Source organism: Gryllotalpicola daejeonensis (genome assembly GCF_039538145.1).
GTDB classification, from domain to species: Bacteria; Actinomycetota; Actinomycetes; order Actinomycetales; family Microbacteriaceae; genus Gryllotalpicola; species Gryllotalpicola daejeonensis.
Window position 1 is genome coordinate 593,536 of sequence record NZ_BAABBV010000001.1, and the last position, 17,844, is coordinate 611,379.

At 69.9% G+C, this 17,844-nt stretch carries 19 protein-coding genes; 3 read left to right on the forward strand and 16 right to left on the reverse strand.

Annotated elements, in window-relative coordinates; translation table 11 throughout:
* Positions 1–29 precede the first annotated feature (29 nt).
* From ABD736_RS03000 to ABD736_RS03040, 9 genes are all read right to left on the reverse strand, one after another.
* Entirely contained in the window at positions 30–1,406 is a 1,377-nt protein-coding gene (locus ABD736_RS03000; protein ID WP_344790250.1) for an ABC transporter permease, read from the reverse strand.
* Positions 1,403–2,167 (reverse strand): ABC transporter ATP-binding protein, encoded by a 765-nt coding sequence (locus ABD736_RS03005; RefSeq protein ID WP_344790251.1) that lies wholly within the window; start codon positions 2,165–2,167, stop codon positions 1,403–1,405. Before ABD736_RS03005 ends, ABD736_RS03000 begins: the two co-directional genes overlap by 4 nt.
* Before the next feature lie 80 nt (positions 2,168–2,247).
* Positions 2,248–2,922 (reverse strand): response regulator, encoded by a 675-nt coding sequence (locus tag ABD736_RS03010; protein ID WP_344790252.1) that lies wholly within the window; start codon positions 2,920–2,922, stop codon positions 2,248–2,250.
* Complete coding sequence (locus tag ABD736_RS03015) at positions 2,919–4,091, reverse strand: sensor histidine kinase (RefSeq protein ID WP_344790253.1); 1,173 nt, start codon at positions 4,089–4,091, stop codon at positions 2,919–2,921. Before ABD736_RS03015 ends, ABD736_RS03010 begins: the two co-directional genes overlap by 4 nt.
* Before the next feature lie 70 nt (positions 4,092–4,161).
* A complete protein-coding gene (era, locus tag ABD736_RS03020) occupies positions 4,162–5,070 on the reverse strand; it encodes a GTPase Era (protein ID WP_344790254.1) in 909 nt (302 codons plus the stop codon).
* Positions 5,063–6,268 (reverse strand): hemolysin family protein, encoded by a 1,206-nt coding sequence (locus ABD736_RS03025; protein ID WP_344790255.1) that lies wholly within the window; start codon positions 6,266–6,268, stop codon positions 5,063–5,065. Before ABD736_RS03025 ends, era begins: the two co-directional genes overlap by 8 nt.
* Before the next feature lie 6 nt (positions 6,269–6,274).
* Entirely contained in the window at positions 6,275–6,736 is a 462-nt protein-coding gene (gene ybeY / locus ABD736_RS03030) for an rRNA maturation RNase YbeY (protein WP_344790256.1), read from the reverse strand.
* Complete coding sequence (locus ABD736_RS03035; protein ID WP_344792197.1) at positions 6,733–7,740, reverse strand: PhoH family protein; 1,008 nt, start codon at positions 7,738–7,740, stop codon at positions 6,733–6,735. Before ABD736_RS03035 ends, ybeY begins: the two co-directional genes overlap by 4 nt.
* Before the next feature lie 40 nt (positions 7,741–7,780).
* A complete protein-coding gene (locus tag ABD736_RS03040; RefSeq protein ID WP_344790257.1) occupies positions 7,781–8,131 on the reverse strand; it encodes a histidine triad nucleotide-binding protein in 351 nt (116 codons plus the stop codon).
* Between the two features lie 35 nt (positions 8,132–8,166).
* Here ABD736_RS03040 and ABD736_RS03045 point away from each other — a divergent pair, with 35 nt between their 5' ends.
* On the forward strand, positions 8,167–9,102 hold the full coding sequence (locus ABD736_RS03045) for a hypothetical protein (RefSeq protein ID WP_344790258.1): 936 nt from the start codon (positions 8,167–8,169) through the stop codon (positions 9,100–9,102).
* Here ABD736_RS03045 and ABD736_RS03050 read toward each other — a convergent pair.
* From ABD736_RS03050 to hrcA, 3 genes are read right to left on the reverse strand one after another with little or no spacing between them, the layout of a single operon-like run.
* Positions 9,077–9,805: a 16S rRNA (uracil(1498)-N(3))-methyltransferase gene (locus ABD736_RS03050; protein ID WP_344790259.1), complete on the reverse strand. Its 729-nt coding sequence runs from the start codon at positions 9,803–9,805 to the stop codon at positions 9,077–9,079. The genes ABD736_RS03045 and ABD736_RS03050 overlap by 26 nt on opposite strands.
* Before the next feature lie 3 nt (positions 9,806–9,808).
* On the reverse strand, positions 9,809–10,918 hold the full coding sequence (dnaJ, locus tag ABD736_RS03055) for a molecular chaperone DnaJ (protein WP_344790260.1): 1,110 nt from the start codon (positions 10,916–10,918) through the stop codon (positions 9,809–9,811).
* A gap of 43 nt (positions 10,919–10,961) precedes the next feature.
* Positions 10,962–12,005, reverse strand: coding sequence for a heat-inducible transcriptional repressor HrcA (gene hrcA, locus ABD736_RS03060; RefSeq protein WP_344790261.1), 1,044 nt, complete (start codon positions 12,003–12,005; stop codon positions 10,962–10,964).
* Between the two features lie 101 nt (positions 12,006–12,106).
* Between hrcA and ABD736_RS03065 the strand changes: the two genes are divergently transcribed.
* Positions 12,107–12,505: a DUF4870 domain-containing protein gene (locus tag ABD736_RS03065; protein ID WP_344790262.1), complete on the forward strand. Its 399-nt coding sequence runs from the start codon at positions 12,107–12,109 to the stop codon at positions 12,503–12,505.
* Positions 12,506–12,514: 9 nt separating this feature from the next.
* Here the strand turns inward: ABD736_RS03065 and hemW are convergent, their stop codons facing one another.
* From hemW to ABD736_RS03085, 4 genes are read right to left on the reverse strand one after another with little or no spacing between them, the layout of a single operon-like run.
* Positions 12,515–13,738, reverse strand: a complete 1,224-nt coding sequence (gene hemW / locus ABD736_RS03070; protein WP_344790263.1) for a radical SAM family heme chaperone HemW — start codon at positions 13,736–13,738, stop codon at positions 12,515–12,517.
* A 5-nt stretch (positions 13,739–13,743) separates the two neighbouring features.
* Positions 13,744–14,406 carry a DUF1990 domain-containing protein gene (locus tag ABD736_RS03075; protein ID WP_344790264.1) on the reverse strand — a complete coding sequence of 221 codons (663 nt, stop codon included), beginning with the start codon at positions 14,404–14,406 and terminating at the stop codon, positions 13,744–13,746.
* Positions 14,403–16,256 carry a translation elongation factor 4 gene (gene lepA / locus ABD736_RS03080; RefSeq protein WP_344790265.1) on the reverse strand — a complete coding sequence of 618 codons (1,854 nt, stop codon included), beginning with the start codon at positions 16,254–16,256 and terminating at the stop codon, positions 14,403–14,405. Before lepA ends, ABD736_RS03075 begins: the two co-directional genes overlap by 4 nt.
* A 33-nt stretch (positions 16,257–16,289) precedes the next feature.
* Positions 16,290–17,435, reverse strand: a complete 1,146-nt coding sequence (locus tag ABD736_RS03085) for a pyridoxal phosphate-dependent aminotransferase (RefSeq protein WP_344790266.1) — start codon at positions 17,433–17,435, stop codon at positions 16,290–16,292.
* Positions 17,436–17,574: 139 nt separating this feature from the next.
* Here ABD736_RS03085 and rpsT point away from each other — a divergent pair, with 139 nt between their 5' ends.
* The gene (rpsT, locus tag ABD736_RS03090) at positions 17,575–17,835 is read left to right on the forward strand and encodes a 30S ribosomal protein S20 (protein WP_344790267.1); all 261 of its coding nucleotides are present in this window, start codon (positions 17,575–17,577) and stop codon (positions 17,833–17,835) included.
* The last annotated feature ends 9 nt before the right edge of the window (positions 17,836–17,844 follow it).

Sequence of the window (17,844 nt, forward strand, 5' to 3'; positions counted from 1 at the left end):
GAACATTGCGGCAAGGCTAGCACGCCGACTCAGTCGACAGCGAGCGCGGCGACGGGCGATACCCGGGTCGCACGGCGAGAAGGGGCGACGGATGCCGCAAGCGTCAGCACCGCGGCGGCGACGACCTGCCCCGCCAGCATCCCCCACGGAACCCCGGGCCACAGGAATCCCGGCGACCCCTTGATCCAGCCGAGCACCGCCTGCGTGCCCGCCCAGCCGTAGAGGAAGCCGAGCGCGACGCCGAGGGCGAGCGCCGTGAGTGTGAGCGCGGCGGCCTCGGCGAGGATCATGCCGCGCACCTGCGCCGCCGTGGTTCCGAGTGCGCGCAGCAGGCCGAGCTCGCGGGTGCGCTGCAGCACGTTGAGCGACAGCGAGTTGACGAGCCCGACGGCGGCGATCAGGGCGCTCAATCCGATCAACACGGTGAAGATCGCGGTGATCGACCCGAGCACCTGGCTGGTGCCCTGGTAGACCTCGGGCTGAGCGCGCTGCGCCACCGCGATGAAGTCACGGAACGACTGCATCGTCACCGCGAACGTCGTCACGAGCGTGACCCCGATGATGAGGCCGATGGTCATGCGCGAGCTGCGCTCGGGGTGGCGCAGGGTGTTTTCGACGGCGAGCCGGCCCGGCTGCGTGCGGGCGAACAGGCCCCCGACCAGGCGCAGCACCGGCGGCACGAACCGGCCGGCCTCCATCGTCAGGCCGGTGAACGACAGCAGTCCGCCGGCGACCGCGGCGAGCAGGCCGAGCGGTATGCTCTGCCCGATGGCGATGCCGGCCGCCAGGGCGCCCGCACCCAGCGCCACCAGCGCGACGGCGACGACGAGCCGGCCGGTGCCGCCCCCTGCGGGCTCTGAGTCGAGCTCGACCGCGTTCCCGAGTGCCTCCGTCGGGCGCACGGCGAGCACGCGTCGCGAGCCGGCCCAGCTGGCGATCCAGGTCGTGAGCACGACGCCGCCGAGGGGAATGAGCACGACGGCGTTCAGATACGAATAGCCGGGGGCCGGGAAGAGCCCGGCGACAACGGCCGCCCAGGCGACCAGTGCGGCGAAGCCGGTGCCGACGAGGCATCCGATCACCGCGCCCAACGCGCCCACCAGCAGACCCTCGCGTGCGATGCGGGCGCGCTCTTCGCCCGCTCCGCGCCCGATCAGGCGCACCAGCGCGATCGTGCGGCGTCGCCCCGCGACGACCGTCGCGACCGTGTTGGTCGTGACGATGCCGCTGACGTAGACGGCGATGACGATGAAGACATAGGCGGTGATGTTCAGCATCAGCAGCGTCGTCTCGTGGTCGCCGAGCACGGGGTTGTTCAAGATGACGGCGGCGAGAACGCCGGTGATCTGCAGCAGCGCCGTTCCGAAGGCGGCAGCAAGGCCGGCGACGAGCAGGGTGGCCCTCATGCCGCCGCCTCCGTCTCCATCGCGAGCATGATCGCCGAGAGCTGCTCCGGCGTGCGCCGCGGCTCATCGCGGACGACCTTGCCGTCGGCGAGGAACACGACGCGGTCGGCGAAGCTCGCGGCCACGGGGTCGTGCGTCACCATCGCGATCGACTGGCCGTGCGTCGCGGCCGCGTCGGCAAGCAGGCGCAGCACCTCACGCCCCGTGCGCGAGTCGAGATTGCCCGTCGGCTCGTCGGCGAAGACGACCTCGGGGCGCGTCGCGAGCGCGCGGGCGATGGCGACGCGCTGCTGCTGGCCGCCGGACAGCTCATGCGGGCGGTGGGTGAGCCGGTCGCGCAGGCCGAGCGAGTCGAACAGGGTGTCGATCCACTGACGCTCGGACTCGGTCGGCTTCCGGCCGTCGAGCTCGAACGGCAGCAGCACGTTGCCGCGCACGTCGAGGGTGGGCAGCAGGTTGAAGGACTGGAAGACGAACCCGACGCGGCGCCGGCGCAGCAGCGTGAGATCGGCGTCATCGAAATTCGTGATGTCGTATTCGCCGAGCCAGACGCGGCCGTCGGTCGCCGCGTCCAGACCGGCCATGATGTGCATCAGCGTCGACTTGCCGCTGCCCGACGGACCCATGATCGCGGTGAAGTCGCCCCGGTTCAGGGCGAGGTCCACGCCCGCGAGGGCGGTGACCTGTGAGGCGCCCGCGCCGTAGCTGCGGGTGAGCCCGCTGACGCGGGCGACGTGGGGGCTGGCGAGATTCGTAGGCATGATTTGACGCTAGGGATGCCTGTACCGCAGGCGCGTCGCCCGTGAGAGCGGTTCCCCGTCATCCGGGAGGATGAGGAGGCTCAGGCCTGGTCCGGCAGCTCGTGCTCGTAGGCGAAGACGACGAGCTGAACCCGATCGCGCAGCCCGAGCTTGCCGAGCACGCGGCTCACGTGCGTTTTCACGGTCGCCTCGCTCACGTATTCGGCGGCGGCGATCTCGGCGTTCGAGAGCCCGCGCGCCGCGAGGCGGAAGATCTCGCGCTCGCGGCCGGTGAGCTCTGCCCACGCTGCGGGCGCGGGGCGGCGCTCCTGCCCCGCGGCCACGTGTGCGAACAGCTCACGCGTCGCCGTCGCCGCGATCACCGCGTTGCCCTGGTGCACGGTGCGGATCGCCGCCAGCAGGAACTCCGCATCGGCGTCTTTGAGGACGAAGCCGCTCGCGCCGGCGCGAATGGCGCGCGCGGCGTTCTCGTCGAGGTCGAACGTGGTGAGCACCACGATCCGGGGCGGCGGGTAGCCGCCGTCTGCGGCGTCGGCGAGGATGTCGCGCGTCGCGTGGATGCCGTCGAGGCGTGGCATCCGCACGTCCATCAGCACCACGTCGGGGCGCGACTGCGCCACCAGCTGGCGCGCGGCGATGCCGTCGCCGGCCTCGCCCGCGAAGCTCAAGTCGGGCTGGGATTCGATGAGCATGCGGATGCCGGCACGGAAGAGCGCCTGATCGTCGACGAGTGCGACGCGGATCGGGGCGCTCATGCGGCGGGCACCCGTGCGCGCAGGCGGAAATGGCCCTCTGCATCGGGCTCAGCGGCCAGGAATCCGCCCGCAAGCTGGGCGCGCTCGTGCATGCCCGGGAGCCCGTGGCCGCGGCCCAGCGCCGGCGCGTCGTCCGGGGCCTCTGGGACGTCGTTGACGAGCTCGAGGTGCAGGCCGTCATCGGCCCAGAACAGCGTGAGGTCGACCGGCGCGCCCGGGGCTCCGTGACGCAACGCGTTCGTCAGCCCTTCCTGCACGATGCGGTAGGCGGCCAGTTCGTGGCCGGTGCCGAGCGGCCGGCGCTCGCCCGACTCGTGGACCCGCAGCTCGAGCCCCGCGCCACGCAGCTGCTCGAAAAGCGCATCGAAGTCGACCACGGTCGGCTGCGGGGTCGAACCCTCGTCGTGACGCAGCTCGGCGAGCAGCATCCGCACCTCCCCCAGCGCATCACGCGCGACGCTCGAGATCGTGCCGAGCGCCGTCACGGCAAGATCGGGGCGGGCGGATGCCGCGAACCGCGCGCCGTCGGCCTGTGCGATCACAACGGCGAGCGAGTGCGCGACGACGTCGTGCATGTCACGTGCGATGCGGTTGCGCTCCTGCTCGACGACCACGCGGTACTCGGCGATGTCCGCGTCGTGCCGCGCGAGCTCTTCCCGCCGGCTGGTCTCGCGACCGACGCGGATCGAGCGCGCGAGCTGCCCGGACACCCACGACAGAACCAGGAGCGCGAGGATGCCGGCGCCGACGGCCACCGCGCTGCGCAGCTCGGAGACGAGCACTCCGGGTGACGCGAGCAGCGCCGTGAACCACTCGAACCGGAACTGGAGGTAGATCGTCGCGATGATCGCGCCGCCGATGGCGGACGACAGGCCGAGCCACCGCACCACCTCGCCGCCGTAAGCCGCGCTGGCGTACAGCACGATGCAGACGCCGAGGTCGTAGAGCGCCGGGCTGAGTCCCGCCGACATCTGGATGAGCGCGGCCGCCCACGCGATGCCGAGGGCGAGCCCCGGCGAGAGTCGCCGGAACGCGACCGCGGCGGCAGCGACCGTGAGCGGGATCAGCGAGATCTGGCCGTCATGACGTGCGAACACGAGACTCACCAGGGCGAACGCGACCGCGATGCCGAGGTCGACGCCCAGCTGGCGACGGGTGAGTTCACGCACGCATCAACCGTAGGCGCGCACGGGATGCCTGCACGGCAGGTGCCGCCGGAATCCGTCTGCAGATGTACGGCTAGAAGCCGAGCCTGCCGAGCTGCTTCGGGTCGCTCTGCCAGTCCTTCGCGACCTTCACGTGGATCGACAGGAACACCTTCCGCCCCAGCAGCGCCTCGATCTGTGCACGCGCGTCGGCGCCGATCTGCTTGAGGCGTGCGCCACCGCGGCCGATGACGATCGCCTTCTGGCTGTCCCGCTCGACGAACAGGTTCGCGTAGATCTCGACGAGGTCCTTGTCCTCCCGCTCGACCATGTCGTCGATCGTGACGGCGAGCGAGTGCGGCAGCTCCTCGCGCGCCTCTTCGAGCACGGCCTCGCGCACGAACTCGCCGATGCGGTCGATCGTCGCCTCATCGGTCAGCTGGCCCGTCGGGTAGAGCTGCGGCGAGTCCGGTAGGAGCTTCACGAGCTCGTCGACGAGCTCGTCGAGCTGGCGCCCCTTGACCGCGGAGATCGGGATGATGGCGTCCCAGTCGCGCAGGCGGCTGACCGCGAGCAGCTGCTCGGCGACGGCAGCCTTGCCCGCGGCATCCGTCTTGGTCACGATCGCGACCTTCTTCGCGCGCGGCGCGCCCTCGATCCGCTCCACGATGAACCGGTCGCCCGGGCCGATCTTCTCGTCGGCCGGGAAGCACATGCCGATGACATCGACCGACGCGAGCGTCTCTTCGACCACCGCGTTGAGCCGCTCGCCGAGCAGCGTGCGGGGGCGGTGCACGCCCGGCGTGTCGACGATGACGAGCTGGGCGTCGGCGCGGTTCACGATGCCGCGGATCGCACGGCGCGTCGTCTGCGGCTTCGACGAGGTGATGGCCACCTTCTCGCCGACCAGCGCATTGGTCAGCGTGGACTTTCCGACATTCGGGCGGCCGACGAAGCTGACGAATCCGGCTTTGAACGGCGGGGCGGATGCTTGTTCACTCATCGTCTTCCATGGTGGCACGCCTCACGATGACGGTCGCGAGCCGGCCCCGGCGCCCCTGGGTGCGCTCGGCCGTCAGCTCGAGGCCGGCGACCTCAGCGTGGTCCCCCGGCTCTGGCAGCTTGTCGAGCGCCTTCGTGAGCAGGCCGCCCACCGAGTCGACGTCTTCGTCGTCGACCTCGAGGTCGAACAGCTCGCCGAGCTCGTCGGTCGACAAGCGCGCGCTGACGCGGAAGGCGGTCGGCCCTTCGTCCAGCGGCTCGACCAGCGGCGCGCCCTTGTCGTACTCGTCGGTGATCTCGCCCACGAGCTCTTCGATGAGGTCCTCCATGGTGACGAGACCCGCGATGCCGCCGTACTCATCGACGACGAGCGCGAGGTGGTTCTTCTCGAGCTGCATCTGCCGCAGTAGCGCGTCGGCGGGCTTCGACTCGGGGACGAACGCGGCCGGCCGCTGCAGGGTCGCCGCTGCCGCGGCATCCGCCTCACTCGGCCGCTCATAGACGAGGCGCGCGACGTCGCGCAGGTACAGCACGCCGGTGACGTCATCGGGTCCGTCGCCGGTGACGGGCACGCGCGAGACACCGCGCCCGAGGAAGACGCTCATGGCGGCGGCGACCGACGCGGAGGCATCCACCGTCACCATGTCGGTGCGCGGCACCATCACCTCGCGCACCAGGCGGTCGCCGAACTCGAACACCGAGTGGATCAGCTCGGCGTCCTGCTCTTCGAGCACGTCGTGCGACGCCGCGTCATCGATGAGAGTGAGCAGCTGCTCTTCGCTGCCGACCGTCGAACGGGCGCGCATGGGAGTGACACGGTCGCCGAGAGCCACGAGCAGGCGGGCCACCGGGCCGAGCACCGTGCGCAGCGTGACGATGAGCGGACGCGCGAACCGGAGCAGCCCCTCGGGGTGCGCGCGGCCCACGCTGCGCGGGCTGGTTCCGACCAGCACGAAGCTCGCGCCGGTCATGATGAGCGCGCTCACGATGAGGGCGAGCCACCAGCGGTCGAGCACGATGACGAACGCGAGAGTGACGAGCACCGCCGCCGTGGTCTCGGCGACGACGCGGAAGAAGCTGACCGCGTTCTGGTCGCGGATGTCGCCGCCGGTGACGGACAGGGCCGACTCGAGGGCGGCGAGGAAGCCACCGAGGGCGACGAGCAGGAACGCGCCGACGAACAGGATGGCGGCGAACACCCGCGCCTACCTGCGGCGTTCCTGCAGGGTGAACCCGACGAGGATGTCGCGCTGGATGCCGAACATCTCGCGCTCCTCCGCGGGCTCGGCGTGGTCGAAGCCGAGCAGGTGGAGGATGCCGTGCGCGGTCAGCAGCTGCAGCTCGTCCTTCAGTGAGTGGCCCGCGTTCTCGGCCTGCGTCTGGGCGACCTGCGGGCACAGCACGACGTCGCCGAGCAGGCCGGCGGGGCTCGGCTGGTCTTCTGTTCCTGGGCGCAGCTCGTCCATCGGGAAGCTCAGCACATCGGTCGGCCCCGGCTCGTCCATCCACTGCACGTGCAGCTGCTCCATCGCCGCCTCGTCGACCAGCAGGATGGCGAGCTCCGCCTCGGGGCTGACGTGCATCGCGTCGAGCGCGTAGACGGCGAGGCGCTGCAGAGCGGCCTCGTCGACGTCGACGTTGGACTCGTTGTTTACCTCAATGGTCACTGGCGCGGCCTTCTGGGTCGGAGGTTGGGGTCTGCCGCCCGGCGCTCGGCCCGATTCGCGAAGTCGCGGGCTTGCTCGCGCTCGAAGTGCCGGGCCTGCTGGGTCTGGTCGTACTCGGTGTAGGCGTCGACGATGCGGCCGACGAGGCTGTGACGCACGACGTCGTCGCTGGTCAGGTACGAGAAGCTGATGTCGTCGATGTCCTTGAGCACGCGCGTCACGAGGCGCAGACCGGATGCCCCGGCGGGAAGGTCGATCTGCGTGACATCCCCCGTGATCACCATGTGCGAGCCGAAGCCCAGTCGCGTCAGGAACATCTTCATCTGCTCGGGCGTGGTGTTCTGCGCCTCGTCGAGCACGACGAACGACGAGTTCAGGGTGCGGCCGCGCATGTAGGCGAGCGGTGCGACCTCGATCGTTCCGGCCGCCAGCAGCTTCGGCACGAGCTCGGGGTCCATCATCTCGTTGAGTGCGTCGTAGAGCGGGCGCAGGTACGGGTCGATCTTGTCGGTCAGCGTGCCGGGCAGGTACCCGAGCCGCTCCCCCGCCTCGATCGCCGGCCGCGACAGGATGATGCGGTCGACCTCTTTGCGCTGCAGCGCCTGCACAGCCTTGGCCATCGCCAGGTAGGTCTTGCCGGTGCCCGCCGGTCCGATGCCGAAGACGATCGTGTTCTCGTCGATGGCGTGCACGTAGTCGGCCTGCCCCGGGGTCATCGGCCGAATGGTCTTCCCGCGCACCTGCAGGATCGATTCGCCGAGAACGGCACTGGGGCTGAGGCCGGCATCGACCATCTGACGGCCCCGGCCGACCTCTGCGGGGTGCAGGTCGTGGCCGTTCTTGACGAGTTCGATGAGTTCTGCGACGAGGGTGCGGGCGCTGGCGACCTGGTCGGCGTCGCCCGACAGCGTCAGCTCGTTTCCGCGCACGTGCACCTGCACGGCCGGGTACTGCCTCTCGAGCGTGGTCAGCAGCCGGTCCTGCGGGCCGAGCAGCCGCACCATGGCGACGCCGTCGATCTCGAGATGTGCCTGCGTGGGCTGATCAGACAAGAGAGCCTTCCGTCAGACCACCGGCGAGCACGTGGGCGTGAACGTGGAACACGGTCTGCCCTGCACCCTGGCCGGTGTTGAAGATGAGTCGGTAGTCGCCGTCGGCGAGCTCTTCCGCGAGCTTCTGCGCCGTCGCGACGACCTCGGCGAGCAGCTCGGGGTCGCCGGCGGCGAGCTCGGCGACGTTCGCGTACTGCTCGGTCTTCGGCACGACGAGCACATGCACGGGCGCCTGCGGGTTGATGTCCTTGAAGGCGATCACCCGATCGGAATCGAAGACGACATCTGCGGGGATCTCACCCGCGATGATGCGCGAGAAGACGGACGGTGCGCGGTCGCTCATGCCCCTAATCCTATTCGGCGGGCATCATGTGAACCGTGGGGGAAGTTGCGCCGTTGCGTTTCGATGAGCTGAGCGCCGATTGCGCGCCGGGCGAGGTGCAGGCGATGCGCGTTGCGGCCGGCGCGGACAAGGGACTGGGGATGCCTGCGCCGCTGTGGCGCACGTCGAGGAATTCCGGCACCGTGCTGCTGCTCTGCCTCGCCGCGCTGTTCCTGCTCGAGGGCCCGACCGGGCGCATCGTCGTGTGCTGCGTGGCCGCCGCGCTTCTCGGGCTCTGGGTGTGGCTCGTCGCCTGGTGGTCGCGGCAGGCTCGGCGCCTCGCTCTCGGGCGTGCTCGGCTGGCGCGGTTCGCCGCCGCGAACGGTTTCACCTATGACCCGCGCCGTCTGCCGTTCCCGCCAGACCTCGACCCCGAGCTCCTCTACCGCGGGGTGGGCAGCGACGCCACGATCAGGGACAGGCTCACCGGCATCCGCGGACGCGCGTTCGATACCTACGCGCTGAACTTCACCACCACGGCAGGTCTGCGCCCCACGGGGCGCAACCGCGTCACTCACGTGCGCGGCGTATTGCACTTCGAACTGCCGGCCGAGCTGCCCGGGCTCTGGCTCGACAGCGAGACCCGGCCCGTGCTCGGCGGCTACTGGAACGCGCTCGACCGCTACCCGAAGACCCTCGAGCTCGAAGGCGACTTCCAGTCGCAGTTCCGCCTGCGGCACGCAGCCGACGCGAACCCCGCCGAGCTGCTCTATGTGCTGCAGCCGGACCTGATGGCGGTGCTGCACGACTTCGGCCGGGGCATCCAGCTGCAGATCGCCGGCCGCTCGGTCTACCTGATCGGCCGCTTCGCGCTGCCGAGCGGCGGCCGGCGCATCACCGAGAACCTCTTCGCGCTCTTCGACGCGCTCGCGCCGAAGCTCGAGAAGCTCGCGCTGCAGCGGCGGACTACCAGCGACGAAGCGCCGCGCTGAGCACGGCGATCGCCGCGGGCCCCGCGGTCGAGGTGCGCAGCACGGAGTCGCCGAGGCGCACGAGTTCGGCGCCTGCGGCCTGCAGCTGATCGAGCTCTGCGGGCGCAATGCCGCCCTCAGGGCCGACGACGAGCAGCAGGTCGCGCCCGTCCGGCGTGATCGAGGTGATCGGATGCTGGGCCGTCGGCTCGAGCACGAGCACGCGGTGGGTCGCGGCCAGCTCGGAAAGCTGCTTCGTCGAGGCGAGCTGAGCGACCTCGGGCGCCCACGGGCGCATGGACTGCTTCACCGCTTCGCGCACGATGGTCGCCCAGCGCTCGCGGCCCTTCTCGAGCTTCGGGCCGGCCCAGCGCGAGACCGATCGCTCGGCCTGCCACGGAATCACCCCATCGACGCCGAGCTCGGTCGCGGCCTGGATCGCGAGCTCGTCGCGGTCGCCCTTCGCGAGCGCTTGCGCGAGTCGGATCGCAGGGCTTGCGGCATCCGCTCTGCGCACCTCGTCGACGCGCACCTCGACCGAAGCCGGCGCGACGGACTCGGCCACGCCGCTCACCACGAGCCCGCGGCCGTTGCCCACGAGCAGCGGCTCGCCGACGCGGGTCCGTGACACGGTCGCGATGTGCTTCGCCTCGGGGCCTGCCACCGTGACGAGCCCGCCGACCGTCGCGTCGGCGAGCTCTTCGACGAGGTAGAAGTTGGCCACGGGCTAGAGGTTCAGGAACCGGTCGCGCAGCTTCGCGAACAGCCCCTGCTGGAATTGCGAGAGATGCGGCCTCTCGGACTTGTGCTGCTTCGCGAAGCGCTCGATCAGCTCTCGCTCGCTGCGGCCGAGCTTCGTCGGCGTCACCACCTGGATCCCGATGCGCAGGTCGCCGCGGCCGTTGCCGCGCAGCCGCGTCACACCGCGGTTCTTGATCGTGAGCACCTCGGCGCTCTGAGTGCCCGGTCGCAGCTCGAGGTCGACCTCGCCGTCGAGCGCCGTGAACGTCGTCGACGTTCCGAGGATCGCGTCGGTCATCGAAACCTCGAGCGTCGCGAGCAGGTCGTCGCCGTCGCGGCTGAAGACGTCGTCGTGCTTGACCTTGATCTCGAGGTAGAGGTCGCCGTTGGGGCCGCCCGCGGGGCCGACCTCGCCCTGGCCGGGCAGCTGCAGACGCAGGCCGGTGTCGACGCCGGCGGGGATGTCGACGGGGATCGTCTTGCGCGCGCGGACGCGGCCCTGACCCTGGCAGGTCACGCACGGCGTCGCGATCACGGTGCCGTAGCCGCGGCAGGTGCCGCACGGGCTCGACGTCATGACATTGCCGAGCAGCGAGCGCACCGCACGCTGGATCGACCCGGTGCCGTGGCAGATGTCGCACGTGACGGGGTGGGTGCCCGGCTCGCAGCACGAGCCCTGGCAGCGCTCGCACAGCACGGCCGTGTCGACCTCGAGATCGCGGTGGGCGCCGAAGATGACGTCGGCGAGGTCGATCTCGACGCGCAGCAGCGCGTCCTGTCCGCGCTCGCGGCGCGACTTCGGCCCGCGGCTCGCACCGCCCCCGCCGAAGAAGGTCGAGAAGATGTCCTCGAAGCCGCCGAAGCCCTGCGCGCCGCCGAACGGCCCCGCCTGCGGCCCCAGGTCGTACTGCTGGCGCTGCTGCGGGTCCGAGAGGACGTCGTAGGCGTGCGTCACCAGCTTGAACTTCTCTGCGGCCTCCGGGCTGGGGTTCACGTCGGGGTGCAGCTCGCGCGCGAGGCGCCGGTAGGCCTTCTTGATCTCATCGGGGCTGGCGTCGCGGTCGACGCCCAGGACTTCATAGTGGTCTGCTGCCATGAACTGGCGGCTCCTTCAGTTGGTGGTCGTGGCTCGGGCCGGGTCAGGCCTGGTCGCCGAGCGAGCGGCTCAGGTAGCGGGCGACAGCCCGCACCGCGGCCATGTTGGTGGAGTAGTCCATGCGCGTCGGGCCGAGCACGCCGAGCCGCGCGACCGTACCTCCCGAGGTGCCGTAGCCGGAGGTCAGCACCGAGGTCTCTGCAAGGCCGAACGGCTCGTTCTCGCGGCCGATCGACACGCTCACGTCGCGGTTGCCCAGTACGCCGTGCTGCTCGGCCGCCATCTCACCGAAGAGCTTCAGCAGCTCGACCTGCTCTTCGATGGCCTCCATGATCGGGTAGACGCTGCCGGTGAAGTCGTGCTCGGTGCGCACCAGGTTCGCGGTGCCGGCCATGATCAGGCGCTCCTGCCGGGTCGAGCCGATGATGCCGGCGACGGATTCCACCAGCTCGGCGATCACGGGGCGGAGCGGCTCGGGGAAGCGCTCGACGATCGTCGGCAGCACGGTCGCGGCATCCGCCATCGGCACGCCCACGAGTGCTTCGTTCGCGGCGTCGCGCAGCGAGCGCAGGACGGGCTCTTCATAGTCCGCGCCCAACTCGACGACGCGCTGCTCGACGACGCCGGTGTCGGCGATGAGCACGGTGAGCACGCGCCGCGGGGCGAGCGCGACGAACTCGAGATGCTGGATGCGGGCGCGTGACACCGACGGGTACTGGATGAGCGCGACCTGGTGGGTCAGCTGCGCGAGCGCGCGCACCGTGCGCGACAGCACGTCGTCGATGTCGACGGATGCCCCGAGGAAGACCTCGATCGCGTGGCGCTGCGCGGGTGAGAGCGGCTTGACGTCGGCGAGCTGGTCGACGAACACGCGGTAGCCCTTGTCGGTGGGGACGCGGCCGGACGACGTGTGCGGCGCTGCGATCAGCTCTTCGTCTTCGAGGAGCGCCATGTCGTTGCGGATCGTCGCGGCCGACACCCCGAAGCGGTGCTTGTCGACGATGGTCTTCGAGCCGACGGGCTCGCGCGTCGCGACGTAGTCCTGCACGATCGCCCGGAGAACCGCGAGACCTCGCTCAGAAACCATCGACGACGCTCCCCTCACCAGTTCTGGCACTCAAGACCTATGAGTGCCAATACTAACCCCGCTACGCTGACTCCAAACTAGACGTACGGAGCTCGCACACCATGTCGTACACACCGCCGCCGCCTCCCCCGCAGTACGCCGGGGCGCAGCTGCGCCCTGACGAAGAGCGCACCTGGTCGATCCTCACGCACGTCATCGCAGGCGGGCTCAACCTGATCACCGGCGGGCTGTTCGCGGGCCTCATCGGCGCGATCGTCCTCTATGTCGTCTACAAGGACCGCGGCCCGTTCGTCCGCCAGCACACCACGACCACGCTGAACTTCCAGATCACGATGATCATCGCCGAGATCATCGGCTGGATCACCGCGTTCCTCATCGTCGGGTTCTTCATCCTCGCCGCGGTGTGGATCGTCAACATCGTGTTCAGCATCATGGGTGCGCTGGCCGCGAGCCGCGGCGAGTACTACACGTATCCGCTGGCGATCAAGTTCTTCAAGTAGCCGCGCGCATCACGGCACGAGGCGGCGCACGACCGCGTCGGCCAGCAGGCGGCCGCGCAGGGTGAGCCGGATGCTTCCGCCGATCGCCGCCGCGCCGTCGATCAGCCCTTCGGCGATGAGCCCGGCGACCTCGGTGCGCCCGGCATCATCGAGCTCTGCGACGGGCAGCCCCTCGACGATGCGGACCTTGAGCAGGATGTCCTCGACGCGCCGAGTCTCGGCGTCGAGGGTCTCGCGCCCTGCGGCGGGCGACTCGCCCTGAAGCATCCGTGCCGCGTATGCCGCGGGGTGCTTGACGTTCCACCAGCGCACACCGCCGACGTGGCTGTGCGCGCCGGGGCCGACGCCCCACCAGTCGGCGCCGCGCCAGTAGCCGAGGTTGTGCCGCGAGCGGTGCTCGGGGCCGGTGGCCCAGTTGGAGACCTCGTACCACCCGTAGCCCGCCGCCTCGAGCACGGCATCCGCCAGCTCGTACATGTCCGCAGTCAGGTCGTCATCGGGCTCGGCGACCTCGCCGCGGCGGATCTGGCGCGCGAGCTTGGTGCCCTCTTCGACGATCAGCGCGTACGCGCTCAGATGGTCGGGGGCGCACGCGAGCGCGGCATCGAGCGAGCGGCGCCAGTCGTCGAGGGTCTCCCCCGGCGTTCCGTAGATCAGGTCGAGGCTCACGTCGAGCCCGGCGTCGCGCGCCCACTCGACGACGAGGGGCACGCGCTCGGGGTCGTGGGTGCGCTCGAGGGTCGCAAGCACGCTCGGCACGGCCGACTGCATGCCGAAGCTGACGCGGGTGAAGCCGGAATCGGCGAGGCTGCGCAGCGCCGCGGCATCCACCGAGTCGGGGTTCGCCTCTGTGGTGATCTCGGCCCCAGGCGCGAGCCCCCATGCGTCGCGCACCGCGGCGAGCATGCGCGCGAGGTCGCCGGGCGGCAGCAGCGTCGGCGTGCCGCCGCCGAAGAAGACCGTCGAGACCGGGCGTGCGGGAAGGCCCGACCGCTCGAGCGCGCGGGCGGCGAACCGCACCTCGGCGATCGCCTGGTCCGCGTAATCCGTCTGCTTCACCCCGCGCAGCTCGGTCGCGGTGTACGTGTTGAAATCGCAGTAGCCGCACCGCACGCGGCAGAACGGCACGTGCAGGTACACGCCGAAATCGCGATCGGTCGCACCGACCGCCGCCTGCGCCGGCAACAGCCCGTCCTGTGGTGCGGGGTCGCCGAGGGGAAGTGCGCTAGGCACGATGGCTACGCGGCATTGATGGGATGCAGCGCGCGCAGGTACTTCGCCGTGATGTCCTTGCGCACGCTGCTCGAGATCGGTGAGAGCAGGCGCCAGCCGAACGACGCGGGGCGCGAGAAGCTCCGCACGGTCAGCCAAACGGAATCGTCGTCGCGGTGCTCGAGGATGAAGGCCTCTTCCCCGCTCTCGGGGTGGCCGTGCAGCGTTCCGTACGCGAAGCCGACCCGCTTCGGGTCGTCGATGACGTAGACGACGCGCACCGGCGCTTCGACGGTGATCGGGCCGATCTTCGTCTTGAGCACCGCCGACATGCCGTTCGAGATGAGCGGCTCGCCCTCGTCGTTGTACACGGACTCCGCGCCGCCGACGTCGCGCATGCCGACCGGGGTCCCGTCTTCCGCGAAGCGCACGCCGGCGTACTGCTCGCCGGTGCCGAGGTCGACGTTCGTCACCTTGAGTCCGGCGCCGCGCTGCACGCCCCACGACATGAGGGCGGCCTTCGACGTCTCCCAGCGCTCGTCGCCGCTGCCGAGGCGGATGCTGCGCTCCATCGGCTTATAGCCGTGCGGCGGGTACTGCAGCAGGTCGATGGCCTGAGTACCGCCGATCGCTCCATAGGTGACCGGCGTCTCGGCCGCGCCTTCGCGACCGCGGCGCTGCGCGCTCACTTGTCCTTGTCCTTGCGCTCGGTGTCGCCGGAGAGTGCGGCGATGAAGGCTTCCTGCGGGACTTCGACGCGGCCGACCATCTTCATGCGCTTCTTGCCCTCCTTCTGCTTCTCGAGCAGCTTGCGCTTGCGGGTGATGTCACCGCCGTAGCACTTGGCGAGGACGTCCTTGCGCATCGCGCGGATCGATTCGCGGGCGATGATACGGGCACCGATGGCAGCCTGCACGGGAACCTCGAACTGCTGCCGAGGGATGAGCTCGCGCAGGCGGCCCGTCATGAGCACGCCGTAGGCGTACGCCTTGTCGCGGTGCACGATCGCGCTGAACGCGTCGACCTGCTCGCCCTGCAGCAGGATGTCGACCTTGACGAGGTCGGCCTCCTGGTCGCCCGCCGGCTCGTAGTCCAGGCTCGCGTAGCCCTGGGTGCGGCTCTTCAGCTGGTCGAAGAAGTCGAAGACGATCTCGCCGAGGGGCACGACGTACTTGATCTCGACGCGGTCCTCACTCAGGTAGTCCATGCCGATCAGCGTGCCTCGGCGGGACTGGCAGAGCTCCATGATCGTGCCGACGTAGTCCTTCGGCGCGAGGATCGCGGCGCGCACCATGGGCTCGCGCACCGAATCGATCTTGCCGCTCGGGAACTCCGACGGGTTCGTGACGGTGACCGTCTTCTTGTCCTCTGTGGTCACCTCGTAGACCACGCTCGGGGCCGTCGTGATGATGTCGAGGCCGAACTCGCGCTCGAGCCGCTCCGTGACGATCTCGAGGTGCAGCAGACCGAGGAAGCCGCAGCGGAAGCCGAAGCCGAGGGCGACCGACGTCTCCGGCTCGTAGTTCAGCGCGGCATCCGACAGCTTCAGCTTGTCCAGCGCCTCACGCAGCTCGGGGTAGTCGCTCGCGTCGATCGGGTACAGGCCCGAGAACACCATCGGCTTCGGGTCGGTGTAGCCCGCGAGTGCTTCCGTGGCCGGCTTCACTGCATCGGTGACGGTGTCGCCCACCTTGGACTGGCGAACGTCCTTCACGCCGGTGATCAGGTAGCCGACCTCGCCGACGCCGAGGCCCTTCGTGGGCGTCGGCTCCGGCGAGCTCACGCCGATCTCGAGCAGCTCGTGCGTCGCGCGCGTCGACATCATCTGGATGCGCTGGCGGGGCGACAGCTTGCCGTCGACCATGCGCACGTAGGTGACGACGCCTCGGTACGCGTCGTAGACCGAGTCGAAGATCATGGCGCGGGCGGGCGCGGATGCGTCACCCTTCGGCGCCGGGATGCGCTCGACGACCCTGTCGAGCAGCGCGTCGACGCCCATGCCGGTCTTCCCGGAGACGCGCAGCACGTCGTCCGGGCTGCCGCCGATCAGGTTCGCGAGCTCGGCGGCGTACTTCTCAGGGTCTGCGGCGGGCAGGTCGATCTTGTTCAGGACAGGGATGATCTCGAGGTCGTTCTCGAGTGCGAGGTAGAGGTTCGCAAGCGTCTGCGCCTCGATGCCCTGCGCCGCGTCGACGAGCAGGATCGCGCCCTCGCAGGCGGCGAGCGAGCGCGAGACCTCGTAGGTGAAGTCGACGTGGCCGGGCGTGTCGATCATGTTGAGCGCGTACGTGTCGCCGCTGTGCTCCCACGGCATCCGCACGGCCTGGCTCTTGATCGTGATGCCGCGCTCGCGCTCGATGTCCATGCGGTCGAGGTACTGGGCGCGCATGTCGCGCTCCTGCACGATGCCGGTCAGCTGCAGCATCCGATCGGCGAGCGTCGACTTGCCGTGGTCGATGTGCGCGATGATGCAGAAGTTGCGGATGCGGGCCGGGTCCGTTGCTGCGGGCTCGAGGGCCGCCTGGGCTCGTGGTGACATGTCCCGACGATTCTCTCAGATCGGCCCTGAAACTCAGACTCGGGCAGGAAGACGCCGGAGCCCCTCCAGCAGCGCCTCGGTCGGGCTCGCGGCGCAGACCCTGATCCACCCCTCGCCTGATGGGCCGAATGCGCTGCCCGGGGCGACCGCGACGCGCTTCTCGATGACGAAGCGCTCGGCCCACTCCTGCACGTCGCCCTCGCCGACGGCCTGCGAGACGTCGATCCAGAGGTAGAAGGCGCCCTCGGGCTCGTAGTGCCGGATCCCCCGCTCGCGCAGTAGCGCGGTCGCCTGCGCGACGTTCTCGCGGTAGTGCTCGGCGGCGGCGGCGACGGCGTCCTGCGGCCCCGTGAGGGCGGCGATGCTCGCATACTGCGCGGGCGCGTTGATGCAGCTGATCGAGCCCTCCTGCACGCGGCGCAGCTCGTCGCCGAGCCCGGGCGGCGTGACCAGGTAGCCCGCGCGAATGCCGGTCATTGCGTAGCTCTTCGACAGCGAGAACACACTCAGCACGCGGTCGTCAGCGTCGAGACTCGCGATGCTGATGTGCGGCCGGCCGTGCGCGAAGTACTCGTAGACCTCGTCGCTGATCACCCAGAGGTCGTGCCGCTTCGCGAACTCCAGCAGCTCGCGCAGCGTCTCTTCGGGGAAGACGACCCCCAGGGGGTTGGAGGGCGAGTTGACGAGGAGCGCGCGAGTGCGGGGCGTCACGAGCTTCTCGAGGTCGGATGCCTGGGGCAGGAATCCGTGCTCGGCACGCAGCGCGTAGCGCACGGGAACGGCGCTGTGCATGCGCGCCGCCATCGCGAACGTCGTGTAGCCCGGGTCGGGAATGAGGATCTCGTCGCCGGGGTCGAGCACCAGACCCTGCGCCTGGTGGAGGGCCTGGGTGGCGCCCACGGTGCTCCAGACCTGGTCCGGGTCGACCGTGATGCCGTTGACGGAGTGCAGCTTGGCCACCACAGCCTCGCGGAACTCGGGAATGCCGCCGTTCGGCGTGTAGTCGGTGAATCCGTCTGCCCAGGCGCGCGCGGCCGCCGCTGCGATGTGCGGCGCCGGATCTGCGTCGGGCTCGCCGATCGCGAGCATGATCACGTCCGGCAGGCCGTGGGCAGCATCGAAGACGCGGCGGATGCCTGACGCGGGAACGGACTCGATGTGGCGCGCGAGCTCTGGCATGCACCCGAGGCTATCGGGGCGCTCTGATAGCATGAGTGGTCGACTTCCGCACGTGTCCCACACGCGTGCGAATCGCCGCCGGAGCCCCTCTACCTCCTGGTGGCCATTCATCAGTCCGTTCGATAGAAGGAACACGCAAGTGGCAAACATCAAGTCGCAGCTCAAGCGCATCAAGACCAACCGCAAGGCCGAAGAGCGCAACAAGGCCGTCAAGAGCGAGCTCAAGACCCTCGTGCGCACCACCCGCGCCGCCGTCGCCGCCGGCGACGCAGAGAAGGCCGCCGCCGCTCTGAAGACCGCGTCGAAGAAGCTCGACAAGGCCGTCAGCAAGGGTGTCATCCACAAGAACCAGGCCGCGAACCGCAAGTCCGGCCTGGCCAAGCTGGTCAGCAGCCTGTAAGGCACGCAT

Coding starts and splice junctions, on each gene's coding strand:
- dnaJ (WP_344790260.1), bottom strand. CDS start 10,918: ATGGCAGCAGACCACTATGAAGTCCTGGGCGTCGACCGCGACGCCAGC.
- hrcA (WP_344790261.1), bottom strand. CDS start 12,005: ATGGTTTCTGAGCGAGGTCTCGCGGTTCTCCGGGCGATCGTGCAGGAC.
- era (WP_344790254.1), bottom strand. CDS start 5,070: ATGAGTGAACAAGCATCCGCCCCGCCGTTCAAAGCCGGATTCGTCAGC.
- ABD736_RS03035 (WP_344792197.1), bottom strand. CDS start 7,740: ATGGTGCGGCTGCTCGGCCCGCAGGACCGGCTGCTGACCACGCTCGAG.
- ABD736_RS03005 (WP_344790251.1), bottom strand. CDS start 2,167: ATGCCTACGAATCTCGCCAGCCCCCACGTCGCCCGCGTCAGCGGGCTC.
- ABD736_RS03000 (WP_344790250.1), bottom strand. CDS start 1,406: ATGAGGGCCACCCTGCTCGTCGCCGGCCTTGCTGCCGCCTTCGGAACG.
- ABD736_RS03065 (WP_344790262.1), top strand. CDS start 12,107: ATGTCGTACACACCGCCGCCGCCTCCCCCGCAGTACGCCGGGGCGCAG.
- ABD736_RS03010 (WP_344790252.1), bottom strand. CDS start 2,922: ATGAGCGCCCCGATCCGCGTCGCACTCGTCGACGATCAGGCGCTCTTC.
- ABD736_RS03085 (WP_344790266.1), bottom strand. CDS start 17,435: ATGCCAGAGCTCGCGCGCCACATCGAGTCCGTTCCCGCGTCAGGCATC.
- lepA (WP_344790265.1), bottom strand. CDS start 16,256: ATGTCACCACGAGCCCAGGCGGCCCTCGAGCCCGCAGCAACGGACCCG.
- ABD736_RS03040 (WP_344790257.1), bottom strand. CDS start 8,131: ATGAGCGACCGCGCACCGTCCGTCTTCTCGCGCATCATCGCGGGTGAG.